The sequence below is a fragment of the Halomonas sp. LMYGS-3 genome, from assembly GCF_059509875.1.
On sequence record NZ_JCAKFQ010000004.1, the window covers coordinates 227535 to 251262 of the forward strand.

Here is a 23728-nt window from a genome sequence, read left to right on the forward strand (position 1 = left end):
GCTGGAAGCTGGAAGCTGGAAGCTGGAAGCTGGAAGCTGGATAGCAGCCTAAACTCAACCGCCCCCACGGCAAGGCCATGGGGGCGGTTTTTCTTCTAGCTTCAAGCTTCCAGGCGCGAAGCGCCGCTCTTCAAGCTCCTGAGCCGGCTCCGCCGGCTTAGGATTCCACCTTGGGCGGCTCGACTTCGAGCTTCTGGGCGGCGATCACCGCCTGGGTGCGGGAGTGTACCCCGAGCTTGCGCAGGATGGCGGTGACATGGGCCTTGATGGTCGCCTCGGAGACGTTGAGTTCGTAGGCGATCTGCTTGTTGAGCAGGCCCTCGGTGAGCATGTTGAGCACCCGGAACTGCTGAGGGGTCAGCGACGCGATCGCCTCGGCGAAGCGGGTCTCCTCCTCGTCGGATTCGCCCATCGCCTCGGCGAGCTCGGCCGGCAACCACACCTCGCCGTCGAGGATCTCGCCCACCGCCTCGGCGATCAGCGCAAGTGACGAGGACTTGGGAATGAACCCCGAGGCGCCGTAGTCGATGGCGCGACGCACCACATGGGGCTCGTCGCTGCCGGACACCACCGCCACCGGGATGTCCGGGGTCTGGCCACGCAGTTGGATCAGCCCGGAGAAGCCATGGGCGCCGGGCATGTGCAGGTCGAGCAGGATCAGGTCGGCATCCGGATGACGGGTCACCACCTCGGTGGTGGCCTCCATGGTATCCGACTCGACGATCTCGGCCTGGGGCGCCAGCTGGCGCAGTGCCTGGGTCAGGGCTGCACGGAACAGCGGATGGTCATCGGCGACGATGAATTTCTGGGCAAATGCCATGGATTCTCCTCCGGTTCCTCGAGCAGCGGGCCGGCGGCCGCCACACTGGGCTCTTCTATGCGATCGATGACGGCATGTTACCCCATGCGGGAAGGCTTTCCCAAGCGCTCGACGCGGGTTGTCGACAAGCCGTGTCAACGGGCGCAAAAAAGCCGGCCGCAACGGCCGGCAGGATAAGGAAGGAATCCCCCCAGGCTCAGGCCCGGGAGGAGCCGGGCCGGGACGCATGGAAGCGTCCCCCGGCGGTCATCGTCAGCGATTCACCCGGTGCTCGATCAGCTCGTCGACCACCGACGGATCGGCCAGGGTGCTGGTATCGCCCAGCCCATCGCACTCGTTGGCGGCGATCTTGCGCAGGATACGGCGCATGATCTTGCCCGAACGGGTCTTGGGCAGGCCCGGGGCCCACTGGATGACGTCCGGCGACGCGATCGGGCCGATATCCTTGCGCACCCACTGAGTCAGCTCCTTCTTGAGCTCCTCGCTGGGCTCCACGCCATCGGTCAGGGTGACATAGATATAGATACCCTGGCCCTTGATGTCATGGGGGAAGCCGACCACGGCGGCCTCGGCCACGGCATCATGCGCGACCAGCGAGGACTCGATCTCGGCCGTGCCCATGCGATGACCGGAGACGTTGAGCACGTCGTCGACCCGGCCGGTGATCCAGTAATACCCGTCCTCGTCGCGGCGGCAGCCGTCGCCGGTGAAATACATCCCGGGATAGGTGGAGAAGTAGGTCTGGACGAAACGCTCGTGGTCGCCCCAGATCGAACGCGCCTGGCCCGGCCACGAGTCCAGGATCACCAGGTTGCCCTCGGTGGCTCCCTTCAGCTCGTTGCCCTCGCTGTCGACCAGCGCCGGCACCACGCCGAAGAACGGCAGGGTTGCCGAGCCCGGTTTGAGGTCCATGGCGCCCGGTAGCGGCGAGATCATGATGCCGCCGGTCTCGGTCTGCCACCAGGTATCGACGATCGGGCACTTCGAGTTGCCGATCACCCGATAGAACCACTCCCAGGCCTCGGGGTTGATCGGTTCGCCCACCGAGCCGAGCAGGCGCAGGCTGTCACGCTTGCTGGAGGCCATGACGTCGTCGCCATGGGCCATCAGGGCACGCACCGCGGTCGGTGCGGTATAGAGGATATTGACCCCATGCTTGTCGACGACCTCGCCCATGCGGCCGTGGGTCGGATAGCTCGGCACGCCCTCGAACATCAGGGTGATCGCACCGTTGGCCAGCGGCCCGTAGACGATGTAGCTGTGACCGGTCACCCAGCCCACGTCGGCGGTACACCAGTAGATCTCCCCCTCCTGGTAGTCGAAGACGTACTGGTGGGTCAGGCTGGCGTAGGTGAGATAGCCACCGGTGGTGTGCTTGAGCCCCTTGGGCGCCCCGGTGGAGCCCGAGGTGTAGAGGATGAACAGCGGATCCTCGGCGTTCATCTCCTCGGCCGGGCAGTCGGTGGGCTGGCGGTCAACCAGATCGTGATACCAGACGTCGCGGCCGTCCTGCCAGTCGATCTCGCCGCCGGTGCGCTTGACCACCAGCACCTTCTCGCACACCTCGGTCCCCGCACGGGTCAGGGCCGCATCGACGTTGTCCTTCAGCGGCACCTGCTTGCCGCCACGCACCGACTCGTCGGCGGTGATCACCAGCTTGGAGTCGGCCCCGATGACACGCTGGGCCAGGGCGTCCGGCGAGAAGCCGCCGAACACCACCGAGTGGACGGCCCCGAGGCGCGCGCAAGCCAGCATGGCCACGGCCGCCTCGGGGATCATCGGCATGTAGAGCGTGACCACGTCCCCCTTCCTGACGCCCAGCTCCTTGAGGGCGTTGGCCAGTTGGCAGGTGTGCTCGTAGAGCTCGCGGTAGGAGACGTGCCTGGATTGGGCAGGATCGTCGCCCTCCCAGATGATGGCGGTCTGGTCGCCGCGGGTCGCCAGATGACGGTCGAGACAGTTGACGCTGGCATTCAGAGTCCCATCCTCGAACCAGCGGATATCGACGTTGTGTGAATCGAAGCTCGTATGCTTGATCTTTGTCGGCGCCTTGAACCAGTCGAGACGCTTCGCCTGTTCGGCCCAGAATCCTTCCGGATCGTCCAGCGACTTCTGGTACATGGCCTGGTACTTGGCCCTGTCGGCATGAGCATTGGCGGCGAAGTCGTCGCGCACCGGATGGACTTTCTGCTGCTCGGTCATGGATTGGCCTCTTCCGGGAGATGCACCCCTAGTTGATGTCGCCGGTCGCGTCCACACAGGACGCGCCGACCCCATAAAGGTGATTCCAGCATATACTGCCGGCTCCCGCCATCCTCTTAGACATTGGTAGCAACATTTTTTCTTTTTTGTACAACTACTTACGCACCATTTTCGGGAATGTCGCGGCCAAGGTAGACCAAGGTCTGAGCACAGTGACGGCAGCGGTAGTGCGCCCCTTGGCGGGCCAGGGCGTGGCGTCGGGCGGTGAACCCATGCTCGCGGCAGCCGCAGCGATAACGATGCGGAGCGGGACTCGCCCGACGCGTGTCGAAACGGTGGGTGGTGCGGGGCTCGAGGCCGAAGAGTCGCCGCATCACGGTCCGCCATTCGCGTCCGTGGGGGCGAGTCAGGTGGCCATCCTCGAGGTGGTGCACCAGCCAGTGAGCCATCTCGTGGGGCACCACCTCGACCAGGAAGGCCTCACGGTTCTCGAGATAGAGCACCGGGTTGAAGCGCAACCCGCCGCGACCGAAATGGGCCTGACCGGCGCACTTGCCGCGCAGGTCGTGCCACACCCGCGGCGGCGGCAGGTCAGGATGCACCTCACGACACAGTCGCCAGGCGGCCTCGACCCGCTCGTGCAGGACCTTCAACAGCGCCTCGCGATCGAGAGCCGCCAATCGGTCGGGGTCGGGATGGGGCAGCACGGGCGTGTTCATGGGATGCTAGAATGACGCGCCAGCCTCGGGGCGGCAAGCCACCCCCTGCCACATAGCGAGATGCCCGATGCCCGACACTCCCCAGCCCCAGCCGCTGCTCGATGACGACGACCTCGATCTGCTCGATGACTTTCTCGACTCCGAGCGCGTCGACGCCGACGCCCTGGACCTGATCGGTGCCCACGGCTTCCTGGTGGCGCTGGCCGTGGCCCCCAGCGACATGCCCCCCGCCAGCTGGGTCACCGACCTGTTCCACGGCGAACCCGCCTTCACCGACGATGCCGAGCGCGAGACCATCCTGGGCCTGCTGGAGCAACTCAGGCGCAACGCCATAGCCGCCCTCGAGCAGGGCCTGCTGCCGGAGCTGCCCTTCGAGCTCGAGCTCGACGGCCTGGCGCCGGAGGAGACGCCGATCGGTGACTGGTGTGCCGGCTTCATGGAGGGCGTGTTCCTCGACGAGGCGGCCTGGTTCGAGGACGACGAGGAAGCCGCCGCCACCCTGCTGCTGCCCTTCATGGCGCTCTCGGGGCTGTTCGACGAGGAGCCGGACATGGCCGAGTTCGGCGCCGACAGCGCCCGGCTGGAGACCCTGGTCACCCAGTTGCCGGACCTGGTGCTGGACCTCTACCTGCACTACCGGGTGCCGCCGGAAACCCCCAAGCCCATGCCGCGCCGGAAGAAACCTGCCGGGCGGGGCAAGGGCAAGCGGTAAGGGCTTCGGGCTTCGAGCGTAGATTGATCGCTCGTGGCTCGTGGCTCGTGGCTCGTGGCTAACGTAGCCGCGTCAGCCAGGCATCCAGATTGCCGAACAGCCACTCCTTGAGGCGCTGCCAGCGGGGACGCCGGGACCACTCCTCCCGTCGGATCTCGTGACTGGTGGCGAAGTTACGCTCGAACAGTTCGGCCACCTCCTCGGCGAAGCGACGGTCGTCCACCTCCTGGTTGGCCTCCAGGTTCCAGTGCAGGCTCCAGTGATCGAAATTGCACGAGCCGATGCTCGTCCAGTGATCGGCGAGCGTGAACTTGGCGTGGATGAAGATGGGCTGGAACTCGAAGATGCGCACCCCGGCCTTGAGCAGGCGGCCGTAGAAGCGCTGGCCAGCGTAGCGCACGCCCGGATGGTCGTGTCGATCGCCGGGCAGCAGCAGGCGCACGTCGACCCCGCGGCGGGCCGCCCTGGCCAGCCGCAGGCGCAGACTGAAGGTGGGCACGAAGTAGGGGGTACAGATCCAGATCCGCCGTCGCGCCGACGACACCTGTTGCTGCAGCGAATGGCGAATCGCCTGGTAGCGATACCCCTGCCCCCAGACCACCCGCCCCCGCATGCCCCGGTAGTCCTCACGGGGCGACACCGCCAGTCGCAGGTCATGCACCAGACCGGGAGCACCGCTGCCGCGGGTCAGCGGCGAATCCCACAGGCGGCAGAACAGCCGCACCCAGTCGGCCACCACCGGCCCCTCGATGCGCACCGCCACCTCGTACCAGGCGTCGAGGAATTCGTCCACCACGCCGAAGCCGCCGGTATAGGCGACGCGGCCATCCACGACCAGCAGCTTGCGGTGGTCGCGAGTCAAGTTTCGGGCCAGCGAGTGGAAGCCCAGCGGGTTGAAGAAGCGCAGCGCCACCCCCCCCTCCTCGAGCGCCAGGCGGTCGGCGGCCGAGAGCCCCATGGCGCCATAGCCATCGAGCATCAGCATCACGGTCACGCCGCGCTCGGCGGCCTTGCACAGCGCCTCGAGCAGCGCCGAGGCGAGCCGCCCGGACTCCATCAGGTAGAGTTCGACCAGGATCGACTCGTGCGCTGCGTGGATCGCCTCGAACATGGCCGGCAGGAAGCGTGCCGACTCCGGCAGCAGCTGGAAGTGATTGCCGTCTCTCCACATGCCGTGCATGGCCGCTTCCCGATACGAGGTTCCACCGCATTGACGCACGTTTGCCGGGCCAGGAAAAGCCACGCCCCTGACCGGCCGACCCACGATGGCTATACTGGCCACTTCGCTTTCTCAGCCAGGGCAACCGGATGGCCTTCGTACGCACGCTGATGACCCCGTTGCGCGCACCACTGCGGCGGCTGATCGCCGCCTGGGTCGAGCTGCGCCTGATCGAGCCCCCCGCCGAGGAACTCGACCCGACGCTGCCGGTGCTCTATGTCCTGCCCCACCCGGCACTGTCCGATGCCCTGCTGCTGGAATCGCTCTGCCGCGCCCGCGGCCTGCCCACGGCCGCCGGCCAGCGCCGCGTGGGCGAGATCAGCCTGCCGGCCTGCCTCGCCCTGCCCTCCCCCGGGCGCCGCCTGTGGCGGCGCTCCACGCGACTCGAGGCCCCCTTCCTGGCGCTGCTCGAGCAGCGCAGGGCACACCCCGAACACGGGGTGCAGCTGGTGCCGGTCAGCGTCTTCTGGGGCCGGGCCCCGGGCAAGCGCTTCGGCTTCTGGAAGATGCTGGCCGCCGACAGCTGGCAGTTCACCGGCCGCCTGCGCCGGGCGCTCTCGGTGCTGGTCAACGGCAAGAACGTGGAGGTGCACTTCGGCGCCCCGCTCAGGCTCGGCGACCTGCTCGACGAGCGCGGGGCGGCGCTCGCCAACCGCAAGACGGCGAGGCTGCTGCGCGTGCACTTCCGTCGGCAGCGCACCCGGGTGCTGGGGCCCGACCTCTCCCACCGGCGGACCCTGATCGAAGGTGTAGTGCGTAGCCCCGAGGTGTGCAGGGTGATCGCCGAACAGGCCGCGAATGAAAAACGCTCTCCCGCCCGGCTGCAACGTCGCGCCCTGCGCTACGGGCGCGAGATCGCCTCCAACATGGCCTATCCGGTACTGCGCTTCCTCGACGGCCTGCTCAAGCGCCTCTGGAACCGCCTCTACGACGGCGTGGAGGTCCGCGGCCTCGACCGGGTAAAGGCGCTGGCCGGCGACCATACCCTGGTCTACGTGCCCTGTCACCGCAGTCACATCGACTACCTGCTGCTCTCCTACGTCCTCTACCGCGACGGTCTGATGCCGCCGCATATCGCCGCCGGCCGCAACCTCGACATGCCGCTGATTGGCCCGCTGCTGCGCCGCGGTGGCGCCTTCTTCCTGCGGCGCAGCTTCCGCGACAACCGCCTCTATGCGGCGGTGTTCAACGAGTACCTGCATCGGCTGCTGTCGCGCGGTCACCCGCTGGAGTACTTCATCGAGGGCGGCCGCTCGCGCAGCGGGCGCATGCTCGCTGCTCGCCCCGGCATGCTGGCCATGACCCTGCGCTCCTACCTGCGCAGCGCCGCCGGCAGCGGCCAGCAGCGGCTCGCCTTCGTGCCGGTCTACATCGGTTACGAACGGATCATCGAGAGCGCCAGCTACCAGCGCGAGCTGCGTGGCGGCAGGAAGCGCAAGGAGAGCCCGCTGGCCCTGCTGCGGGTGCTCGGCCAGTTGCGTCAGCCTTTCGGCCGGGTGGCGGTGAATGTCGGCGAGCCCCTCACCCTGGCCGATTATCTGGACCGTGAGGCGAGCGACTGGCGACAGACCCTGGACGAGACGCGCCCCGCCTGGCTCACCCCGCTGGTGCCCCGACTCGGCGAGGAGCTGTGCCGGCGGATCAATGCCGCAGCGGCACTCAACCCGGTCAACCTGGTGGCGCTGGTGTTGCTGGCCACCCCCCACCATGCCATCGAGATCAGCCTGCTGGAACGCCAGCTCGCCCTGCTCGCCGACCTGCAGCGACGCCGCCCCGGCGGGGCCCACGCGAGCCTGCCGGAAGGCACCCCCAGTGAGTGGATCGACCAGGTGGTGGCCCTGGACATGGTCGAGCAGCGGTCGCACCCGCTGGGTGACATCCTGATCGCCGATGCCGGCCAGGCGGGCTTGCTCGCCTGGTATCGCAACAACGTGATGCACCTCTTCGCCCTGGCCGGGCTGGTCGCCTTCGCCTTCCGTCATCGAGCGGCCCACCGCCTCGAGCCGCTGGCGACGCTGCTCGCCCCAGCCTGGCCGATACTGGCCCGGGAGCTGGTCATCGAGCCGCCGGCCTCGCTGCGCGAGGCGCTGGCCGAGATGCTCGACCTGCTGGTCGACCAGGGGCTGCTGGAACGCGACGCCGAGGGGTGGCGGCGCCCCGAGGAGCCGCTGGAGGCCGGCGAACGCCTGCGCCTGCTCGGCCAGCTGATGCAGCCCTCGCTGGAGCGCGGCTACCTGCTGCTGGCGGTACTGCTCGACGCCGGCCCCGGTCGACTGGTCGCCGAGGAGCTCGCCGAACGCAGCCGTCAGCTGGCCGAGCGCCTGGCCCTGCTCTCCGGGCTCGACGCCCCGGAGTTCTTCGATACCCGGCTGTTCGCCAGCCTGGTCGAGAGTCTCGAACGAGAGGGCTGGCTGTGGCACGAGGGAGAGCGGCTGGTGTTCGACCAGCGCCTGCGCGAGGCGGCGCTGCGCTCGCGCGAGCTGTTCGATCCGGCGCTGCGCCACCGGTTGCAGCTGATCACTCGCAGCCACGACGCGTGAATCCCGCCCCCTCAGTCGCGGGTCAATGACTGGTGCACATAGAGATCGTAACGGCTGGTCTTGCCCTCGATGACGTGCTGGGGAGCGGGCCCTTCGATGGGCGGCGCCCTGCGCGGCCGCTTGACCACCACCCGATGGGTGGCCACATCCAGCGCCGCCTCCAGCAGCCGCGGTGCGTCGCCGTCGTCGCCGGCTAGCTTGCGGAACAGGCGCATCTCCTTTTTGACCAGCGCCGACTTGTCGCGGTGGGGAAACATGGGATCGAGGTGGACCACCTGGGGGGCCACGCCGCTGGCCGCCACCAGGGCGGCGAGCTCGCGGGTGGCGTCGCCCCGGGCCAATCGCATCCGCTCGGCGATTCCGCGGGTCTCCGGATCCGTCAGGGCACGCGCCACGCCATCCTCGAGCAGGGCGAAGATCGCCGCCACCCGCTCGACCAGCAGCACCTTGGCGCCGAGACTCGCCAGCACGAAGGCATCGCGCCCCAGTCCGGCGGTGGCATCCACCACCGACGGCGTCACCCCCTTGCCCAGCCCGCAGGCGCGGGCGATGAGCTGGCCGCGCCCGCCGCCGAAGCGGCGCCGGTGAGCCGCCCGGCCGGCGGCGAAGTCCACCGACAAGGGATTGCCGTAGCGCCGTGGGTCGCCGACCAGCACCAGGCGGTCGCCGCGGCACTCGAGGGCCAGTTCCGCCTCCTCCGACGCGCCGAGCGGCAACCCGAGGCGATCGGCCAGCCCCGTCAGGGCCGCGCCGCGCACCACCAGGAGGGGGCGCTCGCTCACCGTGCCTTCTTCCAGGCGACCTGATCGCGCAGATAGACCGGCTGTACTTCGTGGGGCAGGCGCGCCTCGCCGGCCTCGAAGGCCCGCGCCGCCAGCAGCACCATGTCGGCGGCGTCGGCCTCCATCTCGGGCAGGTGCTGGCCGATTCCGGCCTGCACCTCGGTGGGCAGCTGCTCCCACAGCCCCCAGCCGGACCCGACCCCCACCCAGTCGTGGTCGGCGTGGCCCGCTGGCAAGCGCAGCCGCGCCGGTGGCATCACCGCCTCCTCGCTGAGCGGCTCGGGTAGACCGTCGCGGCACTGCCAGGCGGCCACGTAGATCTCGCCCATGCGGGCGTCCAGGGCGGTGACCAGGTAGCGGAAATGGTGACGGCGGTGGCCCCCCAGGGCCAGGGCGGCGAGCGTCGAGACGCCGATCAGCGGCCGGTCGAGGCCGTAGGCCAGCCCCTGGGCGGCGCCGGCGGCGATGCGCAGGCCGGTGAAGGACCCGGGGCCGTGGCCATAGGCCACGGCGTCGAGCGCCGTCGCGGCGAGGCCGGCCTCGGCGAGCACCTCGTCGACCAGGGGCAGCAGCCGCCGGGTATGCGCCCGGGGCGCCAGCTCGAAGCGGGAGAGGAGTTCGTCATCGGCGCCCTCGCGACGGCGCAGCAGGGCGGCGGAGCAGGCTTGCGAGGAGGCGTCGAGGGCCAGCAGGATCGGCATGGGCGGGCAGCCTCATCAGGATCGGTTCGGGACGGTCGCATTATACAGGCCCGGAACGGCGATGGCCCGCCATAGGCGGGCCATCAGGTGGCAGTCGGGCATGCTCTAAACGCTTCTGGAGCGGGGCTGGTCCGGCGACAGGCCTACGAGGAGGCGCTGTGAACCCCTCCCTGGGCGCTACCGACGCCATCCCTGGCGTAGGACCTCCTCTTCGGCCTGTCCCCGGCGCCCCGCAACCACCCAGCAGTTCTGCCCTACATCGAGGCGAATCAGCCCTCGAGGGCCTCGAGCACCTGGGCAGTGATCTCGTCGACGCTGCCGACACCCTCGACGCGGTGGTAGGACGGGGCGGTTGCGGGGTCGTCCTTGGCCCACTGCCGGTAATAGTCGACCAGCGGTGCGGTCTGCTCGTGGTAGACCGCCAGGCGGTTGCGCACCGTGGACTCGCGGTCGTCGTCGCGCTGGATCAGCGGCTCGCCGGTGACGTCGTCCTTGCCCGCTTCCTTCGGCGGATTGTACTCGACGTGGTAGACGCGGCCCGAGCCCGGATGGACACGACGGCCGGCCAGGCGCTTGACGATCTCCTCGTCGGCGACGGCGATCTCCAGCACGTGATCGAGCTTGACGCCTGCGTCCTTCATGGCATCGGCCTGGGGGATGGTGCGCGGGAAACCGTCGAACAGGAAGCCGTTCTCGCAGTCCGGCTGGGCGATGCGCTCCTTGACCAGGGCGATGATGATGTCGTCGGACACCAGGCCACCGCTGGTCATGATCTCCTTGACCTTGAGCCCCAGCTCACTGCCTTCCTTGACCGCGGCACGCAGCATGTCGCCGGTGGAGATCTGCGGAATCTTGAACCGCTCGCAGATGAACTGGGCCTGGGTGCCCTTGCCGGCACCCGGGGCGCCCAACAGGATCAAACGCATGTTCTTGTACCTCGGTAGGTAAGTGGTCGTCACAAGCGAAAAAATGGATGGGAAGGAACGATAACCGTGGCATCGTCCGTAGACAAGCGACGCGACCCGAATGTTGTGGAAAAAGAAGCGAAAACCGGTTGCAGATCAATCCGCTGACAGCCGAATAACACTTTGGTCTTCCCTGCGTCATCGTGCCCGTTCGGCACTACAAACAACGACGGCGCCTCACGGCGCCGTCGTCGATCCCCCGCCCGGTAACTACAGCAGCAGGCGGCGGATATCGGTCAGTAGCTGACCGAGCAGGGCGGTGAAGCGCGCCGCATCGGCGCCATTGACCGCCCGGTGGTCGTAGGAGAGGCACAGCGGCATCATCAGCCGCGGCTCGAAGGCCTTGCCGTCCCACACCGGCTTCATCTGCGCCTTGGAGATGCCGAGGATGGCGACCTCCGGGGCGTTGACGATCGGGGTGAAGGCGGTGCCGCCGATGGAGCCCAGGCTGGAGATGGTGAAACAACCACCGGTCATCTCCTCGCGCTTGAGCTTCTTCGACTGGGCCTTGCCGGCCAGTTCCACGGACTCCTTGGCCAGCTCGATCAGCGACTTCCTGTCGGCATCGCGGATCACCGGCACCATCAGGCCGTCCGGGGTGTCCACGGCGATGCCGATGTGGACGTACTTCTTGTGCACCACCGTCTCGCCGTCGGCCTTGAGGCTGACGTTGAATTGCGGGTACTGACGCAGGGCGAAGGCGCATGCCTTGATCAGGAAGGGCAGCGGCGTGAGCTTGGCACCCTGGGCCTCGGCCTCGGCCTTCATCGACTTGCGGAAGGCCTCCAGCTCAGTGATGTCCGCCTCGTCGAACTGGGTCACGTGGGGCAGGTTGACCCAGCTGCGGTGCAGGTTGGTGGCGCCCATCTTCATCAGGCGCCCCATGGGCTTCTCTTCGACCTCGCCGAACTGGCTGAAGTCCTGGTCCGGAATCGGCGGGATGCCGGAACCGCCGGCGGTCGCCGGGGCGGCGGCAGGCGCCTGGGCCTGGCCGGCCATCACCTGCTTGACGTAGGCGTGGACGTCCTCCTTCAGCACCCGCTCCTTCGGGCCACTGGGCCTGACCAGCCCCAGGTCGACCCCCAGCTCGCGGGCCAGCATGCGCACCGCGGGACCGGCGTGGACCAGCTTGGCGTCGCGGGGCTTGTGGGCCGCCATCTGGGCCTCGGGGCTCGGCGTCCCGGCCGGCGTCGGTGCCGGCTTGTCGGCAGGCGCCTCGGCCTGGCGCTCGGCCGGCTTCGGGGCCGGCTTGGCACTCGCCACCTCGATATAACCGATCAGGTCGCCCTCGGAGACGGTATCGCCCTCCCTGACGGAGAGCTCCACCAGCTTGCCCTTGTAGGGGCTGGGCACGTCCATGGAGGCCTTGTCGGATTCCAGGGTGATCAGCGGGTCTTCCTCGTCGAGGTCGTCGCCCACCGAGGCGATGATCTCGATCACCGGCACGTCACTGGAGCCGGAGAGGTCCGGTATGCGGATCTCCTTGCGTTCGGGCTCGCCGCCGGTCGCCTCTTTCTCCTCGACCGGAGCCGGCTCGGCCTCGGCAGCCTGGGCCGGCTCGGCTGGCGCCTCGGCGTCATTGCTGCCTTCACCGGCGATCTCCATGGTGCCGATGACATCGCCCTCGGAGACGGTGTCGCCCTCCTTCACCGCCAGCGAGACCAGCTTGCCGGCGTGCGGGCTCGGCACGTCCATGGAGGCCTTGTCGGATTCCAGGGTGATCAGGGTGTCCTCTTCGGCGATCTCGTCGCCCTCGGCCACCGCCACCTCGATGATCTCCACATCGGAGGAGCCACCCAGGTCCGGCACCTTGATCTCCACGGTACGCTTGCCGCCACCGCCGGCGGCCTTGGCCGCGGGCTTCTCCTCGGCGGGTTCGGGAGCCGGTTCGGGCTCGGCCTTCGTCTCTTCGGCCTCGCCACCGCCGGCCCCCTCCAGCTCCAGCTCGACGATATCGTCGCCCTCGGAGACGGTGTCGCCCTCCTTGACCAGCACCTTGATGACCTTGCCCCCCTTCGGGGCCGGCACATCCATGGAGGCCTTGTCGGACTCCAGGGTGATCAGGGTATCCTCGGCGTCGATCACGTCGCCTGCCGACACCGCGATCTCGATGATTTCGACATCCGTGCTGCCGCCGATGTCGGGAACTTTGATGATTTCGCTACTCAAGGTCGCGCTCCTTCCAACTCGTGCCTGGAACAGGCGGGCCCGGGGCCCGCCAGCCACCTGATCAACTGGTCAGCGGATTAGGCTTGTGGGGGTCGATGCCGTACTTCCCGATTGCCTCGCCGACCACCTTGCGGTCGAGCTCGCCGCGGTCGGCCAGGGCCTTGAGTGCGGCCACGGTGACGAAGTAGCGATCGACCTCGAAGAAGTGACGCAGCTTCTCACGGGTGTCGGAGCGACCGTAACCGTCGGTCCCCAGCACATGGAAGTCGGTCGGCACCCAGGCACGGACCTGGTCGGCGAACAGACGCATGTAGTCGGTGGAGGCGATGGCCGGGCCCTGACGTCCCTCCAGGCAGCGGGTGACGTGCGGCTTGACCGGCTCGGCCTCCGGATTGAGGAACGCCTCGCGCTCGAGGCCCAGCGCCTCACGACGCAGCTCGTTGAAGCTGGTCACGCTCCAGATATCGGCGCCGACGCCCCAGTCATCGCGCAGCAGCTCGGCGGCCGCCTCGACCTCGCGCAGGATGGTGCCGGAGCCCATCAGCTGCACGCGGCCCTTGTCGCCCCGGGTCTCGCGCAGCAGGTACATGCCCTTGACGATGTCCTCGGCCGGGACCTCCTCCAGGGCCGGGTGTTCGTAGTTCTCGTTCATCACCGTCAGGTAGTAGAAGCAGTTCTCCTTGTCGGCGAACATGCGCTTCAGGCCGTCCTGGACGATCACGGCGACCTCATGGGCATAGGTCGGGTCGTAGCTGCGGCAGTTGGGAATGGTCGACGACTGGAGATGGCTGTGGCCGTCCTGGTGCTGCAGCCCCTCGCCGTTGAGGGTGGTCCGACCGGCGGTGCCGCCGACGAGGAAGCCCCGCGCCTGCAGGTCGCCGGCGGCCCAGGCCAGGTCGCCGATACGCTGGAAGCCGAACATCGAGTAGTAGACGTAGAACGGCAGCAGCGTCAGGTTGTTGTTGCTGTAGGAGGTGGCCGCGGCGATCCACGCCGACATGGCACCCGCCTCGGAGATGCCCTCTTCGAGGATCTGGCCCTGCTTGTCCTCGCGGTAGAACATGATCTGGCCCTTGTCGACGGGCTCGTACTTCTGGCCTTCCGAGGTGTAGATCCCGAGCTGGCGGAACATGCCCTCCATGCCGAAGGTGCGAGCCTCGTCGGGGATGATCGGCACCACCTGCTTGCCGATCTTCTTGTCCTTCACCAGGCCGTTGAGGATGCGTACGAAGGCCATGGTGGTGGAGATCTCGCGCCCCTTGGAGCCGCCGGTCTGGGAGGCGAAGGTCTTGTCGTCGAGATCGGGGATCTCGAGAGCCTCGAAGTCGCTGCGACGCTGCGGCAGGTAGCCGCCCAGGCGCTCGCGCTGCAGGTGCATGTACTTGAGCTCCGGGGAGTCGTCCTCGGGCTTGTAGTACGGCACCTCCTTGAGCTGCTCGTCGGTCAGCGGAATGCCGAAGCGGTCGCGGAACGTGCGCAGCGCCTCGTATTCCATGGTCTTGACCTGGTGGGCCTCCATGGCCGCCTCGCCGTCGCCACCCCCCATGCCGTAGCCCTTGACGGTGTGCGCCAGGATCACGGTAGGCTTGCCATTGGTGGTGTTGACCGCCTGGTGGTAGGCCGCATAGACCTTGAACGGATCATGACCGCCGCGGTTGAGCTTCCAGATGTCCTCGTCGGACATGTCCTTGACCATCTCGGCGGTTTCCGGGTACTTGCCGAAGAAGTACTCCCGGGTGTAGGCGCCGCCGTTGGCCTTGTAGTTCTGGTACTCGCCGTCGACCGCTTCGTCCATGCGCTTCTGCAGGATGCCCTTCTTGTCCTTCTCGAACAGCGGATCCCACAGGCGGCCCCAGACTACCTTGAGCACGTTCCAGCCGGCACCACGGAACACGCCCTCCAGCTCGTCCATGATCCGCGAGTTACCGCGCACCGGACCATCGAGGCGCTGCAGGTTGCAGTTGATGACGAAGATCAGGTTGTCGAGGTTCTCGCGGCCGGCCAGCGAGATGGCACCCAGGGATTCCGGCTCGTCGCACTCGCCGTCACCCATGAAGCACCAGATCTTGCGGTCGTGCATGTCCCTGAGCTCGCGGGAGTCGAGGTACTTCATCACGTGGGCCTGGTAGATCGCCTGGATCGGCCCGAGCCCCATGGAGACGGTGGGGAATTGCCAGAAGTTCGGCATCAGCCAGGGGTGCGGGTAAGACGAGAGGCCATCGCCGTCGACTTCCTGACGATACTTGTCCATCTGCGCTTCGGTCAGGCGCCCCTCCAGGTAGGCGCGGGCGTAGACGCCCGGCGCTACATGCCCCTGGATGTAGACCAGATCGCCCTCGAAGTCACCGTGGGGGGCACGGAAGAAGTGGTTGAAGCCCACGTCGTAGAGGGTGGCCGCCGACATGAAGCTGGCGATGTGCCCCCCCAGGCCAGGGTTCGCACGGTTGTTGCGGATCACCTGGGCGATGGCGTTGTAGCGGATCAGCGAGCGGATACGCCGCTCCATGAAGAGATCCCCCGGCATCGGCGTCTCGCGGTGCACCGGGATGGTGTTGCGATGCGGGGTAGTCACCGAGAAGGGCACCTGCATGCCATCCCGACGCAGGCGATCGGCCAGGCGGGTCAGCAGGTACTGGGCACGTTCCTCGCCCTCACGATCCAGCACCGATTCCAGGGAATCCAACCATTCCGCGGACTCGATCGGATCGAGATCCTCTCTTGTCTCCAGACTCATAGACGTCTCTCCGAATGACGATGGGGGTGTCGATTGCCCCGCAACCCAGGGGGCATGGGTGTTATCTCTTGTGGAGATGCTGTACACGCCGCACGTCGGGGGTGGTGTAGTAGTTTTACAAGACAGCTCGGCATACCCGCCGCTGATGGCGAAGAAGATACCGTAAACGCCCCTCTCTGCCAATTCAAGGAGACATGGAAATATTTTCCAAAACCATACATCGCGACGCAACACAAGGCATTACGCAAACGTCAAGGCGATGAATTCGACCAAGGACAAGGATTTGTAGCCGAACTACCGTATGAAGCGAACGTGCCATCCAATGGGAACGATCACGACCACCTGTCGCCCCGAACTGCGTAGTCTTTCCAACATTGCCTGCTTAACAGCTGGCGGAAGAAGGCCCAATCGAAGGCCGGGCCGGGATCGCTCTTGCGCAGCGGCGCCACCCGCGCGTGGCTGGTGATGCGACGCCCGGTGAGCGCCGGGTAGGTGGCCAGCAGTTCGGCGGTGGCCACCGCCAGCGCCCGGTACTGGGCCAGCGTATAGGGCGAGACCTCATCGCCCTCCAGCTCGATGCCGATGGAGAAGTCATTCAGGGCGGTGCGCGGCCAGCCGTCGTCGCACCAGTGCGAACGGCCGGCGTGCCAGGCCCGCTCCTCGAAGGGGACGAACTGCACGCACTCGCCGTCACGTCGGATCAACAGGTGCGCCGAGACCCGCAGGTCGGCGATGCCGGCGAAGTAGGGGTGGGCATGCGGGTCGAGGCGGTTGGTGAACAGGCGCTCGATGTGCTCACCGCCGAATTGCCCCGGTGGCAGGCTGATGGAGTGCAGCACCAGCAGCGAGACCTCGCCCTCGGGCCTCGCGTCCCGGTTGGGCGACGGCAACCGCCGTGCAGCTGACAGCCACCCCGCATCGATCGTCATCCCCTTCCCCTGACGTCTTCCGTATGGATTCCCTATAATGAACGCCTCGAACGCTCATCGCACCCCCTTGCCCTGCAAGGACCGCCTCAACCCCGAGAGTGACAGGCCCGCCATGCCTTATCAGGATGCCCCTCTTTATCACCAGAAGCTCGGCGAAGAGATCCGCGACGCCGCCGCCCGTCTGCTGGCCGAGGATGTCGGCCCCGGTGACATCACCGCCCAGTTGATCCCCGACCACCAGTGGGCGAAGGCACGGGTCATCACCCGCGAGGCTGCCGTGCTGTGCGGCGTGGCCTGGGTCGACGAGCTGTTCCGCCGGCTTGACACCACGGTGACCCTGCGGTGGCGCGCCGCGGACGGCGACCGTCTCGAGGCCAATCAGGCCTTCCTCGAGCTCGAGGGCCCGGCGCGCAGCCTGCTGACCGGCGAACGCGCGGCGCTCAACCTGCTGCAGACCCTCTCGGCCACGGCCACCCGCACGCGCCACTACGTGGACCTGCTCGCCGGCACCGGGGTACGCCTGCTGGATACCCGCAAGACCCTGCCCGGCCTGCGTCTGGCGCAGAAGTATGCAGTGATGTGTGGCGGCGGCCACAACCACCGCCTCGGCCTGTATGACGCCTTCCTGATCAAGGAGAACCATATCGCCGCCTGCGGCGGCATCGCCGCGGCGGTCAAGGAAGCGCGCAACATCGCTCGCGACCTGCCGGTGGAAGTCGAGGTGGAAACCTTCGACGAACTCGACCAGGCCCTGGCCGCCGGTGCCGACATCGTGATGCTCGACAACTTCTCGCTCGCCGACATGCGCGAGGCGGTGAGGCGCAATGCGAGCCGGGCCACCCTGGAGGCCTCCGGCAACGTCGACGAGACCACCCTGCGCGCCATCGCCGAGACCGGTGTCGACTGCATCTCCAGCGGCGCCCTGACCAAGGACCTCAAGGCCATCGACCTGTCGATGCGGCTGGTGGACTAAGCCGGTCCATCGAAGTCGATCTCCAAGCGTCTCGGCAGCGGGGCTGATCCGGAGGCAGACCTGCGAGGAGGCGCTGTGAACCCGTCCCTGGGCGCTACCGATTCCTTCCCTGGAATCGGACCTCCTCTCCGGCCTGCCCCCGGCGCCCCTCGGTCATCCTAGTGAACTCACGGAGTTCAGGTCTCGACGGCGGTGAGCGGCTTCTCCAGCCGGCGGCGGCACAGCCGTTCGCCGCCGCGTTCCACCCACTCCTCGCCGAGATCCCGCCAGCCCCGCCGCACCAGGGCATCGGCCAGCATCAGGCTGGCATCGATGCGCATCCGGCAACACCCCTGCTCGAGGAAGAGCCGTTCGGCGTGCACCAGGAGGGTGGTGCCAATGCCGCGCCGGGCCAGCGACGGCCAGACATAGAGGGTAACGACGCGCCCGACGGGAATGTCCAGCTCGGCAAAGCCTACGCAGCGCCCGTCGCAGGTCGCTACCAGCGTGGTGTAGAGCGCCTGCCGCGCCATCCAGGCGCTCGCCTCACGCGGCAGCACGCCGGCCCAGGCCTCGCGCTGGATGACGCTGTAGTGCGCCGCGGCACCCTGCATCACGGCGTGGTGGAAGACCTCCGCCTGGTCGGCGGCGTCCCGGGCTAGGGCCTGACGATAGAGGATGCGCGGCCCGGAGGCACTGGCGGTCTGGCTCATGGCGGTCCTGTCTCGGCGACGTTGTCGGCTGCAGCCTACACAAGGAGAGCGCCGCGGCCAATCCCCTCGCTCGACCCAGGGTGAACGGGCATAATCGCACCATGACCCGTTCACCCTCCTCCCCCACTGCCCCCGACTTTGTGATGACCCCGATCGGCGTCATCGCGAGCGACTATCCGGACAAGTTCGGCATTCCCCGCCAGCCTGGGCTGGCCCCGGCCGCCCGCGCCACCCTGGTGCTTTCGTCCCCCTTCGACGACCCGCTGGCGGTGCGGGGCCTTGCGGCCTTCAGCCACCTGTGGCTGACCTTCGTGTTTCACCACAGCCCTGACCACTGGACGCCTCTGGTGCGTCCGCCGCGCCTCGGCGGCAACGCCAAGACCGGGGTCTTCGCCAGTCGTAGCACCCACCGCCCCAATCGCCTGGGCCTGTCGCTGGTGGAACTCCTCGAGATCGATACCCGCCGCGGAGTACGCCTGGTGCTGGGTGGGTGCGACCTGGTCAGCGGCACCCCGGTGCTCGATATCAAGCCCTACCTGCCCTGGGCCGAGGCGAAGCCCGAGGCGCGCGCCGGCTTCGCCCCCGAGGCCCCACCCCTGCTGCCGGTGACCTTCGCGCCCGAGGCCGAGGCGACCCTGGCGAAGCGCGCCGACGGCGCTTCGCTGCGCGCCCTGATCCACCAGGTGCTGGCCCAGGACCCCCGCCCCGCTTATCACCGGCGCACGCTCGGTGGCGATGACGCCCGGGTCTATGGCGTGCGGCTGCGCGACGTGGATGTGCGCTTTCGGATGGAACAGGCCGGCGAGCCGTCATGGATGCACGTGATCGAACTTGTGACTCTTCGCTGACCAGCGGGGTGGCAGTAGCTGTCCGCCGTCATGAAGTGAGCGTATAGCTGTCTGTCACCTTCTGGTACTGGCTGGGCGAGGCCCCGATATGGCGGCGGAAGAAGCGCGTGAAGTGGCCCTGTTCAGAGAAACCCAGGGATTCCGACAAGTTGCCCAGGGTGCCGGAGCGATTGTCGGACAGGCAGCGGAACGCCATCTGCATCTTGCCGATGTTGGCGAACATCTGCGGTGTCATGCCGGTGTTCTTCTTGAATAGGGTAAAGAAATGCGCCCGGGAAAGGCCGCACTGGCGAGCGATGCCTTCCATGTCCAGTTCCCCTTGGGGATGGTCGAGAATGAACTGGCTCGCCTGGCGAATGCGGGCATCGTAGAAGTCGCTGGCGACACCCACTCGCAGCCTGGCCAGGTGGCGCCAGTCGGAATGTTTCTCGGTAATCCCGATCAGCAAATCAAAAAGCAGCTCTTCCAGCCTGTCCTGAGGCACCAGCCCGAAGGAGAACATGGCGTCGATCAGCAGGTCGGCATGATCCCGCATGCGGGGGGTGAGTTCGATGCAGGGGCTGGAGAAGAAGTCGGGTCGGCCACTCAGTGCCAGTCCACGCTGCAAGGCCGCCAGCCAGCTCGGCTCGATGTAAAGGGCCAGGATCAGGGTGTCGGCGGCACCACTCTGGTGATCGTAGAAGTGCGGCTCCCAGGCGTTGATGAGCACCGCCGTCCTGTCGGTCAGCGGCAGCCGGCGGTCGCGCACCGAGAAGTAGGTATCCTCCCCGGAGACCTTGAGCAGTACATGGCATTCGGAATGGGCGTGAGGCACCAGCGACTCGTCCATGTCCAGCAGGGCAACGCGACCAAACTCGCCATGCAAGATGCGGTGGGCACTCGACATGACGTCCTCGTCAGTGGAAGTGTAAGGGCATGCTGGTACAAGCCAGCGTACCATCTCTTACCCGCGCACCGGCCACAGCCAGACCAAAGTCGCATGGCGAGTCACTCAGAGGCCACTACGCCCTTCCCTGCCCAGACCAGATCCACTGGCCGGTCCACATCCTGCACGACGCCCGGGTCCTGAACCTCGATCTCGATACAGGCATCCCGATGCCGCCGCACCACACTGCGGGCTCCCTCGTCGCCGGTCAGCTGCTCGAGCGAGCCCCAGAAACACCGACCGAACAGCACCGGGTGCCCACCCTGCCCCCGGTAGAAGGGCCGCACGATCGCCCGATCACTAGCCCTTGAGCACAATAGGGCAAAGGTGTCCTCGCTCAACCAAGGCATATCGCCCAGCATCACCGCCACCGCAAGGGCTTGGCTCTCGGCCCTCAGCGCATGAATGCCGGCGGCGAGGCTGGCTCCCATGCCCTGTTCTGCCGTCTCGGCAACAATAGTGCCAATATCCTTGGCAATGCCCAGATGGACGGGATCGTCCCCGATGCCCAGCACCACCCGGATCTCGCCGAAATGTGGCCGGAGAGTCGCCAGCGTGGCGGCCAGCAGCGGCCCACGCTGTGGCAGGTGCGCCAGGCGCTTGTCGTTGCCGAAGCGGCGCGCCCGACCGGCCGCCAATACCAGGGCAACGACGGCGTCAGAGGGCATCGCGGGCTTTCCCGTGGTAGACCCGCACGATATCGGCCACCACGGCCAGGGCGATCTCGGTCGGGGTCTTGCTGCCGAGATCGAGGCCGATCGGCATGTGGATGCGATCGATATCGGCCTGGGACAGCCCCCCGGAACGCAGCAGCCGTGTGGCGCGGGCATCCGAGGTCCGGCGCGAGCCCATCACGCCGATATAGAAGGCCTCGGTACGCACTGCCTCGATCATGGCCAGATCATCAATGCGCGGATCGTGGGTCAAGGCCACCACCGCGGTTGCCGCATGGCAGCCCCCGGCGGCGATGAAGGCCGACGGCAACTGCGGCACCACCGTCACCCCATCGATACTGAACCCTTCGCGCATTTCCGGGCGAGGGTCACAGACGATCACCTCGTGGCCCAACGCCTGGGCGAAGCGAGCACAGGCCTCGGCCACCGGCGAGAGGCCGGCCAGCAGCAGGCGCAGCACGGGGCCGATACGGATGTCGACGGACACGGGCCGGCGCACCACGCATGGCCCCTCGACAACGTCATCATCGCGAGCCTGAAAGGTGCCGGCCTCGACATCAACACACCGCACCAGCCGGCGCTGCCCCTGCAGGGCCTGGTACAGCACCTCGAGGTGCGCCAGCCAGGCGGCGCCGGGGGCACGGTACTCGATCATCACCTCTAGCACGCCGCCGCACGGCAGGGCGAACCGCTGGCGCTCCTCCCGGCTCTCGCCGTAGCGGCGAAGTGTCACCGGTCGATCAAAATCACCGGCGGCGAGGCGCTCGAGGAAAGCTTCCTCGATGCAGCCACCGGACAGCGAGCCGACATGATGCCCATCGCGCCGGGCGACGAGCATTGCGCCCGGCGCCCGGGGTGCCGACCCGTAGGTCGCCAGCACCGTGCACAGCCAGATCGGGTGGCCGTCGCGGACCCAGGCCAGTGCCTGGGTGATCACCTGATGATCGAGGTCACGCATCGCTCCGCCCCCTCTTGGCTACCGATGGTGCAGCCGCGTTCAATCGGCCACCTGGGTCGTCTCGGTGTCGGGATCCAGCGTCTTCTCGCCCAGCAGCAGGGAGACAGCGATACCGCAGACCAGTGCCCAGAAGGGGGCACTGATCCCCAGCAGGCTGATGTTGCTCATCGCCACCACCAGCGCCACGAAGGCACCGATCTGGTGGCCACGATGGCGGGAGAAGGCATGCTGGAAGGCTGCCAGCAGCACGCCGATCATTGCCAGACCGGCCACGCTGCCGATCAGGGCACTGGGCAACGCCAGGATGAAGGGCACCGCCGCACCGGCAAAGAGGCCGAAGGCACAGAACAGCACGCCATTTACCAGGGTGGCACCATAGCGGGCGCTCTTGTCGTCGCCGGCCTGCTCGGAGGAGCAGATGGCGGTCATCGGCCCGGCGATGTTGGCGTTGTGGCCGCCGAGGAGGCCGGCGAGCATGCCACCGATGCCACTGATAATGGTCATGGCATTAACCGGGGGACGGTACTCCTCGGCCAGCAGCACCCCGGTGGCCTGGGCATTCTCGGCCCCGATCACCAGTGCCGCCAGCGGCACGGAGATGGCCAGGAAGGCACCCAGGGTGAAGCTCGGTGCGGTGAACTGCGGCGCGACGAAGGCGATGTCCACGTCGGCAGGCTGGACTGCGCCCATCACGAAGGCCACACCGAGTCCCACCACCGCCGCCACCAACACCGGTGGCACCGCCTTGATGAAGCGCGAGCTGAGGAAGAAGGCCACCACCGCCGTGCCGGCGATCCAGGGGGCGGCCCCCACCGAGTTCACCGCGCCGATGCCGAAGCGGATCAAGGCGCCGGCGATCATCGCCATGACGATCGGCATCGGCAGCCAGCGCATGATGCGCCCGACCACCCCGCTGATGCCCAGCGCCAGCACAATCGCCCCACTCATGATGAAGGCGCCGACCGCCTCGTTGAAGGGAATCGTCGCCAGAGCGGCGATCATGATCGCCGCCCCGGGAATCGAGTAGGCGCCGGTGATCGGCTGACGATAGCGCAACGCCATGATCAGGCTGATCAGGCCACCGAGAAAGTAGATGGCAAACAGCCAGGCCACCGTTTGGCCATTGCTCAGATTGCCGGCCTCGGCAGCACTGATCACGATCAGCGCCGGCCCCGAGCAACCGAACAGTGCGGCGACGGTGCCAGCACTGATCGACTTGGCCGTGAAGACCCGGGTCAGGTCCTTGAGCAGCGGACGCTTGGCGCCCACGACTGCACCCGGCGTGGGGCTGACCCCGTTGTTGTCGTGTGCTTGCATGGTATCTCTCCTGGGGTTGTTGTTATGTCATGGGGTACGGGTCATTCACCGGTGAAGTCGGCCCGGCGCTTGGCATGGAAGGCCTCGACACCCTCACGGAAATCGCTGGAGGTGCGCAACCGGCTGTAGCAGTGGCCTTCCATCTCGATGGCCACTGACAGCGGGGCATCCTCGTTGTCGTTGATCAGGCGCTTGGCGGTGCGCTGAGCGAGCGGCGAAAAGCCGCGCAGTTCATCCACCAGCGCCTGGGTAGCGCTCTCCAGCTGGTCATCGGGCACGCACTCGGTGGCGATACCCCACGCCAGTGCCTGGGCGCCGTCGATGCGCTTGGCGCGCATCACCATGTGCTTGGTCCGGGCGATGCCGATGATCTTCTGCAGGCGGGCCGAGCCTCCGGAACCCGGGATCTGCCCCAGTTTCTGCTCCGGCAGGGCATAGAGGGTCGTCTCGGAGGCGATGCGGAAATCGCAGGCCAGCGACAGCTCGAAGCCGACGCCGAAGGTGTAGCCACGGTTGGCGGCGATCACCGGCTTCGAGCAGCGCGCCGGGGCGGCCACGTTGGCGGCCAGTCTCGAGACATGTTCGGGCGAGGCCTCGAGGAACCCCTTGATGTCGCCACCACTGGAGAAGTGTTCGCCCTCGGCGCGCAGCACGATCACGCGCACACCGTCATGGGCATCCAGCGCCTCGAACACGCGGCGCAGCTCGTCGCGCTGGGGCATCGAGATCACGTTGAGCGGTGGACGGCCGAGGATGATGTCGGCGCGCTCGGCCTCGGCGTCGACCTGGACCCTGAAGCCGTCGAAGTCGCTGGCCAGGATGGCGTTCACGTCGGTGGTAGTCATGTCT

At 67.4% G+C, this 23728-nt stretch carries 20 protein-coding genes; 4 read left to right on the forward strand and 16 right to left on the reverse strand.

The features are described 5' to 3' along the window. Window positions 1-157: 157 nt before the first annotated feature. The 3 genes from AC5W54_RS05885 to AC5W54_RS05895 form a co-directional block, all read right to left on the reverse strand. Complete coding sequence (locus AC5W54_RS05885; protein ID WP_110283237.1) at window positions 158-820, reverse strand: LuxR C-terminal-related transcriptional regulator; 663 nt, start codon at window positions 818-820, stop codon at window positions 158-160. A gap of 252 nt (window positions 821-1072) precedes the next feature. Continuing rightward, window positions 1073-3022 (reverse strand): acetate--CoA ligase, encoded by a 1950-nt coding sequence (acs, locus tag AC5W54_RS05890; RefSeq protein WP_495961136.1) that lies wholly within the window; start codon window positions 3020-3022, stop codon window positions 1073-1075. A 158-nt stretch (window positions 3023-3180) separates the two neighbouring features. Then, window positions 3181-3741, reverse strand: coding sequence for a SprT family zinc-dependent metalloprotease (locus tag AC5W54_RS05895; protein WP_495961137.1), 561 nt, complete (start codon window positions 3739-3741; stop codon window positions 3181-3183). A gap of 67 nt (window positions 3742-3808) precedes the next feature. Between AC5W54_RS05895 and AC5W54_RS05900 the strand changes: the two genes are divergently transcribed. After that, window positions 3809-4453: a YecA/YgfB family protein gene (locus AC5W54_RS05900; RefSeq protein ID WP_495961138.1), complete on the forward strand. Its 645-nt coding sequence runs from the start codon at window positions 3809-3811 to the stop codon at window positions 4451-4453. 58 nt (window positions 4454-4511) lie between these two features. Here the strand turns inward: AC5W54_RS05900 and AC5W54_RS05905 are convergent, their stop codons facing one another. Next, the gene (locus AC5W54_RS05905; protein WP_495961139.1) at window positions 4512-5633 is read right to left on the reverse strand and encodes a phospholipase D-like domain-containing protein; all 1122 of its coding nucleotides are present in this window, start codon (window positions 5631-5633) and stop codon (window positions 4512-4514) included. A gap of 128 nt (window positions 5634-5761) precedes the next feature. Between AC5W54_RS05905 and plsB the strand changes: the two genes are divergently transcribed. After that, entirely contained in the window at window positions 5762-8212 is a 2451-nt protein-coding gene (gene plsB, locus AC5W54_RS05910) for a glycerol-3-phosphate 1-O-acyltransferase PlsB (protein WP_495961140.1), read from the forward strand. 11 nt (window positions 8213-8223) lie between these two features. Here plsB and AC5W54_RS05915 read toward each other — a convergent pair whose 3' ends face one another. From AC5W54_RS05915 to ampD, 6 genes are all read right to left on the reverse strand, one after another. Beyond that, window positions 8224-8994, reverse strand: a complete 771-nt coding sequence (locus tag AC5W54_RS05915) for a class I SAM-dependent methyltransferase (RefSeq protein ID WP_495961141.1) — start codon at window positions 8992-8994, stop codon at window positions 8224-8226. After that, entirely contained in the window at window positions 8991-9695 is a 705-nt protein-coding gene (gene tsaB / locus AC5W54_RS05920; protein ID WP_495961142.1) for a tRNA (adenosine(37)-N6)-threonylcarbamoyltransferase complex dimerization subunit type 1 TsaB, read from the reverse strand. Before tsaB ends, AC5W54_RS05915 begins: the two co-directional genes overlap by 4 nt. A 269-nt stretch (window positions 9696-9964) precedes the next feature. Beyond that, window positions 9965-10621, reverse strand: a complete 657-nt coding sequence (gene adk, locus AC5W54_RS05925) for an adenylate kinase (protein WP_495961143.1) — start codon at window positions 10619-10621, stop codon at window positions 9965-9967. Between the two features lie 249 nt (window positions 10622-10870). Then, entirely contained in the window at window positions 10871-12829 is a 1959-nt protein-coding gene (aceF, locus tag AC5W54_RS05930; protein WP_495961144.1) for a pyruvate dehydrogenase complex dihydrolipoyllysine-residue acetyltransferase, read from the reverse strand. A gap of 61 nt (window positions 12830-12890) precedes the next feature. Beyond that, the gene (gene aceE / locus AC5W54_RS05935; protein WP_495961145.1) at window positions 12891-15563 is read right to left on the reverse strand and encodes a pyruvate dehydrogenase (acetyl-transferring), homodimeric type; all 2673 of its coding nucleotides are present in this window, start codon (window positions 15561-15563) and stop codon (window positions 12891-12893) included. Between the two features lie 332 nt (window positions 15564-15895). After that, window positions 15896-16492: a 1,6-anhydro-N-acetylmuramyl-L-alanine amidase AmpD gene (ampD, locus tag AC5W54_RS05940; protein WP_495961146.1), complete on the reverse strand. Its 597-nt coding sequence runs from the start codon at window positions 16490-16492 to the stop codon at window positions 15896-15898. A gap of 112 nt (window positions 16493-16604) precedes the next feature. On the opposite strand from ampD, the gene nadC reads away from it, so the two are divergent. Then, window positions 16605-17465 carry a carboxylating nicotinate-nucleotide diphosphorylase gene (gene nadC, locus AC5W54_RS05945; RefSeq protein ID WP_495961172.1) on the forward strand — a complete coding sequence of 287 codons (861 nt, stop codon included), beginning with the start codon at window positions 16605-16607 and terminating at the stop codon, window positions 17463-17465. Between the two features lie 176 nt (window positions 17466-17641). Here nadC and AC5W54_RS05950 read toward each other — a convergent pair whose 3' ends face one another. Further along, the gene (locus AC5W54_RS05950; protein WP_495961147.1) at window positions 17642-18157 is read right to left on the reverse strand and encodes a GNAT family N-acetyltransferase; all 516 of its coding nucleotides are present in this window, start codon (window positions 18155-18157) and stop codon (window positions 17642-17644) included. Between the two features lie 143 nt (window positions 18158-18300). Between AC5W54_RS05950 and tsaA the strand changes: the two genes are divergently transcribed. Then, complete coding sequence (tsaA, locus tag AC5W54_RS05955; protein WP_495961148.1) at window positions 18301-19005, forward strand: tRNA (N6-threonylcarbamoyladenosine(37)-N6)-methyltransferase TrmO; 705 nt, start codon at window positions 18301-18303, stop codon at window positions 19003-19005. Window positions 19006-19033: 28 nt separating this feature from the next. Here the strand turns inward: tsaA and AC5W54_RS05960 are convergent, their stop codons facing one another. The 5 genes from AC5W54_RS05960 to AC5W54_RS05980 form a co-directional block, all read right to left on the reverse strand. Beyond that, window positions 19034-19891: a helix-turn-helix transcriptional regulator gene (locus tag AC5W54_RS05960; protein WP_495961149.1), complete on the reverse strand. Its 858-nt coding sequence runs from the start codon at window positions 19889-19891 to the stop codon at window positions 19034-19036. Window positions 19892-19992: 101 nt separating this feature from the next. After that, a complete protein-coding gene (locus AC5W54_RS05965; RefSeq protein WP_495961150.1) occupies window positions 19993-20598 on the reverse strand; it encodes a nucleotidyltransferase family protein in 606 nt (201 codons plus the stop codon). Then, window positions 20588-21562, reverse strand: a complete 975-nt coding sequence (locus AC5W54_RS05970; protein WP_495961151.1) for an XdhC family protein — start codon at window positions 21560-21562, stop codon at window positions 20588-20590. Before AC5W54_RS05970 ends, AC5W54_RS05965 begins: the two co-directional genes overlap by 11 nt. Before the next feature lie 39 nt (window positions 21563-21601). Further along, entirely contained in the window at window positions 21602-22879 is a 1278-nt protein-coding gene (locus tag AC5W54_RS05975; protein ID WP_495961152.1) for a benzoate/H(+) symporter BenE family transporter, read from the reverse strand. A 41-nt stretch (window positions 22880-22920) separates the two neighbouring features. Then, window positions 22921-23724: an enoyl-CoA hydratase/isomerase family protein gene (locus tag AC5W54_RS05980; RefSeq protein WP_495961153.1), complete on the reverse strand. Its 804-nt coding sequence runs from the start codon at window positions 23722-23724 to the stop codon at window positions 22921-22923. Between the last annotated feature and the right edge of the window lie 4 nt (window positions 23725-23728).

Bases quoted from the DNA above. Each gene is read 5' to 3' on its own strand.
- AC5W54_RS05885 (WP_110283237.1), bottom strand. From the start codon at position 820: ATGGCATTTGCCCAGAAATTCATCGTCGCCGATGACCATCCGCTGTTC.
- acs (WP_495961136.1), bottom strand. From the start codon at position 3,022: ATGACCGAGCAGCAGAAAGTCCATCCGGTGCGCGACGACTTCGCCGCC.
- AC5W54_RS05895 (WP_495961137.1), bottom strand. From the start codon at position 3,741: ATGAACACGCCCGTGCTGCCCCATCCCGACCCCGACCGATTGGCGGCT.
- AC5W54_RS05900 (WP_495961138.1), top strand. From the start codon at position 3,809: ATGCCCGACACTCCCCAGCCCCAGCCGCTGCTCGATGACGACGACCTC.
- AC5W54_RS05905 (WP_495961139.1), bottom strand. From the start codon at position 5,633: ATGCACGGCATGTGGAGAGACGGCAATCACTTCCAGCTGCTGCCGGAG.
- plsB (WP_495961140.1), top strand. From the start codon at position 5,762: ATGGCCTTCGTACGCACGCTGATGACCCCGTTGCGCGCACCACTGCGG.
- tsaB (WP_495961142.1), bottom strand. From the start codon at position 9,695: ATGCCGATCCTGCTGGCCCTCGACGCCTCCTCGCAAGCCTGCTCCGCC.
- adk (WP_495961143.1), bottom strand. From the start codon at position 10,621: ATGCGTTTGATCCTGTTGGGCGCCCCGGGTGCCGGCAAGGGCACCCAG.
- aceE (WP_495961145.1), bottom strand. From the start codon at position 15,563: ATGAGTCTGGAGACAAGAGAGGATCTCGATCCGATCGAGTCCGCGGAA.
- ampD (WP_495961146.1), bottom strand. From the start codon at position 16,492: ATGACGATCGATGCGGGGTGGCTGTCAGCTGCACGGCGGTTGCCGTCG.
- nadC (WP_495961172.1), top strand. From the start codon at position 16,605: ATGCCTTATCAGGATGCCCCTCTTTATCACCAGAAGCTCGGCGAAGAG.
- AC5W54_RS05950 (WP_495961147.1), bottom strand. From the start codon at position 18,157: ATGAGCCAGACCGCCAGTGCCTCCGGGCCGCGCATCCTCTATCGTCAG.
- tsaA (WP_495961148.1), top strand. From the start codon at position 18,301: ATGACCCCGATCGGCGTCATCGCGAGCGACTATCCGGACAAGTTCGGC.
- AC5W54_RS05960 (WP_495961149.1), bottom strand. From the start codon at position 19,891: ATGTCGAGTGCCCACCGCATCTTGCATGGCGAGTTTGGTCGCGTTGCC.
- AC5W54_RS05965 (WP_495961150.1), bottom strand. From the start codon at position 20,598: ATGCCCTCTGACGCCGTCGTTGCCCTGGTATTGGCGGCCGGTCGGGCG.
- AC5W54_RS05970 (WP_495961151.1), bottom strand. From the start codon at position 21,562: ATGCGTGACCTCGATCATCAGGTGATCACCCAGGCACTGGCCTGGGTC.
- AC5W54_RS05975 (WP_495961152.1), bottom strand. From the start codon at position 22,879: ATGCAAGCACACGACAACAACGGGGTCAGCCCCACGCCGGGTGCAGTC.
- AC5W54_RS05980 (WP_495961153.1), bottom strand. From the start codon at position 23,724: ATGACTACCACCGACGTGAACGCCATCCTGGCCAGCGACTTCGACGGC.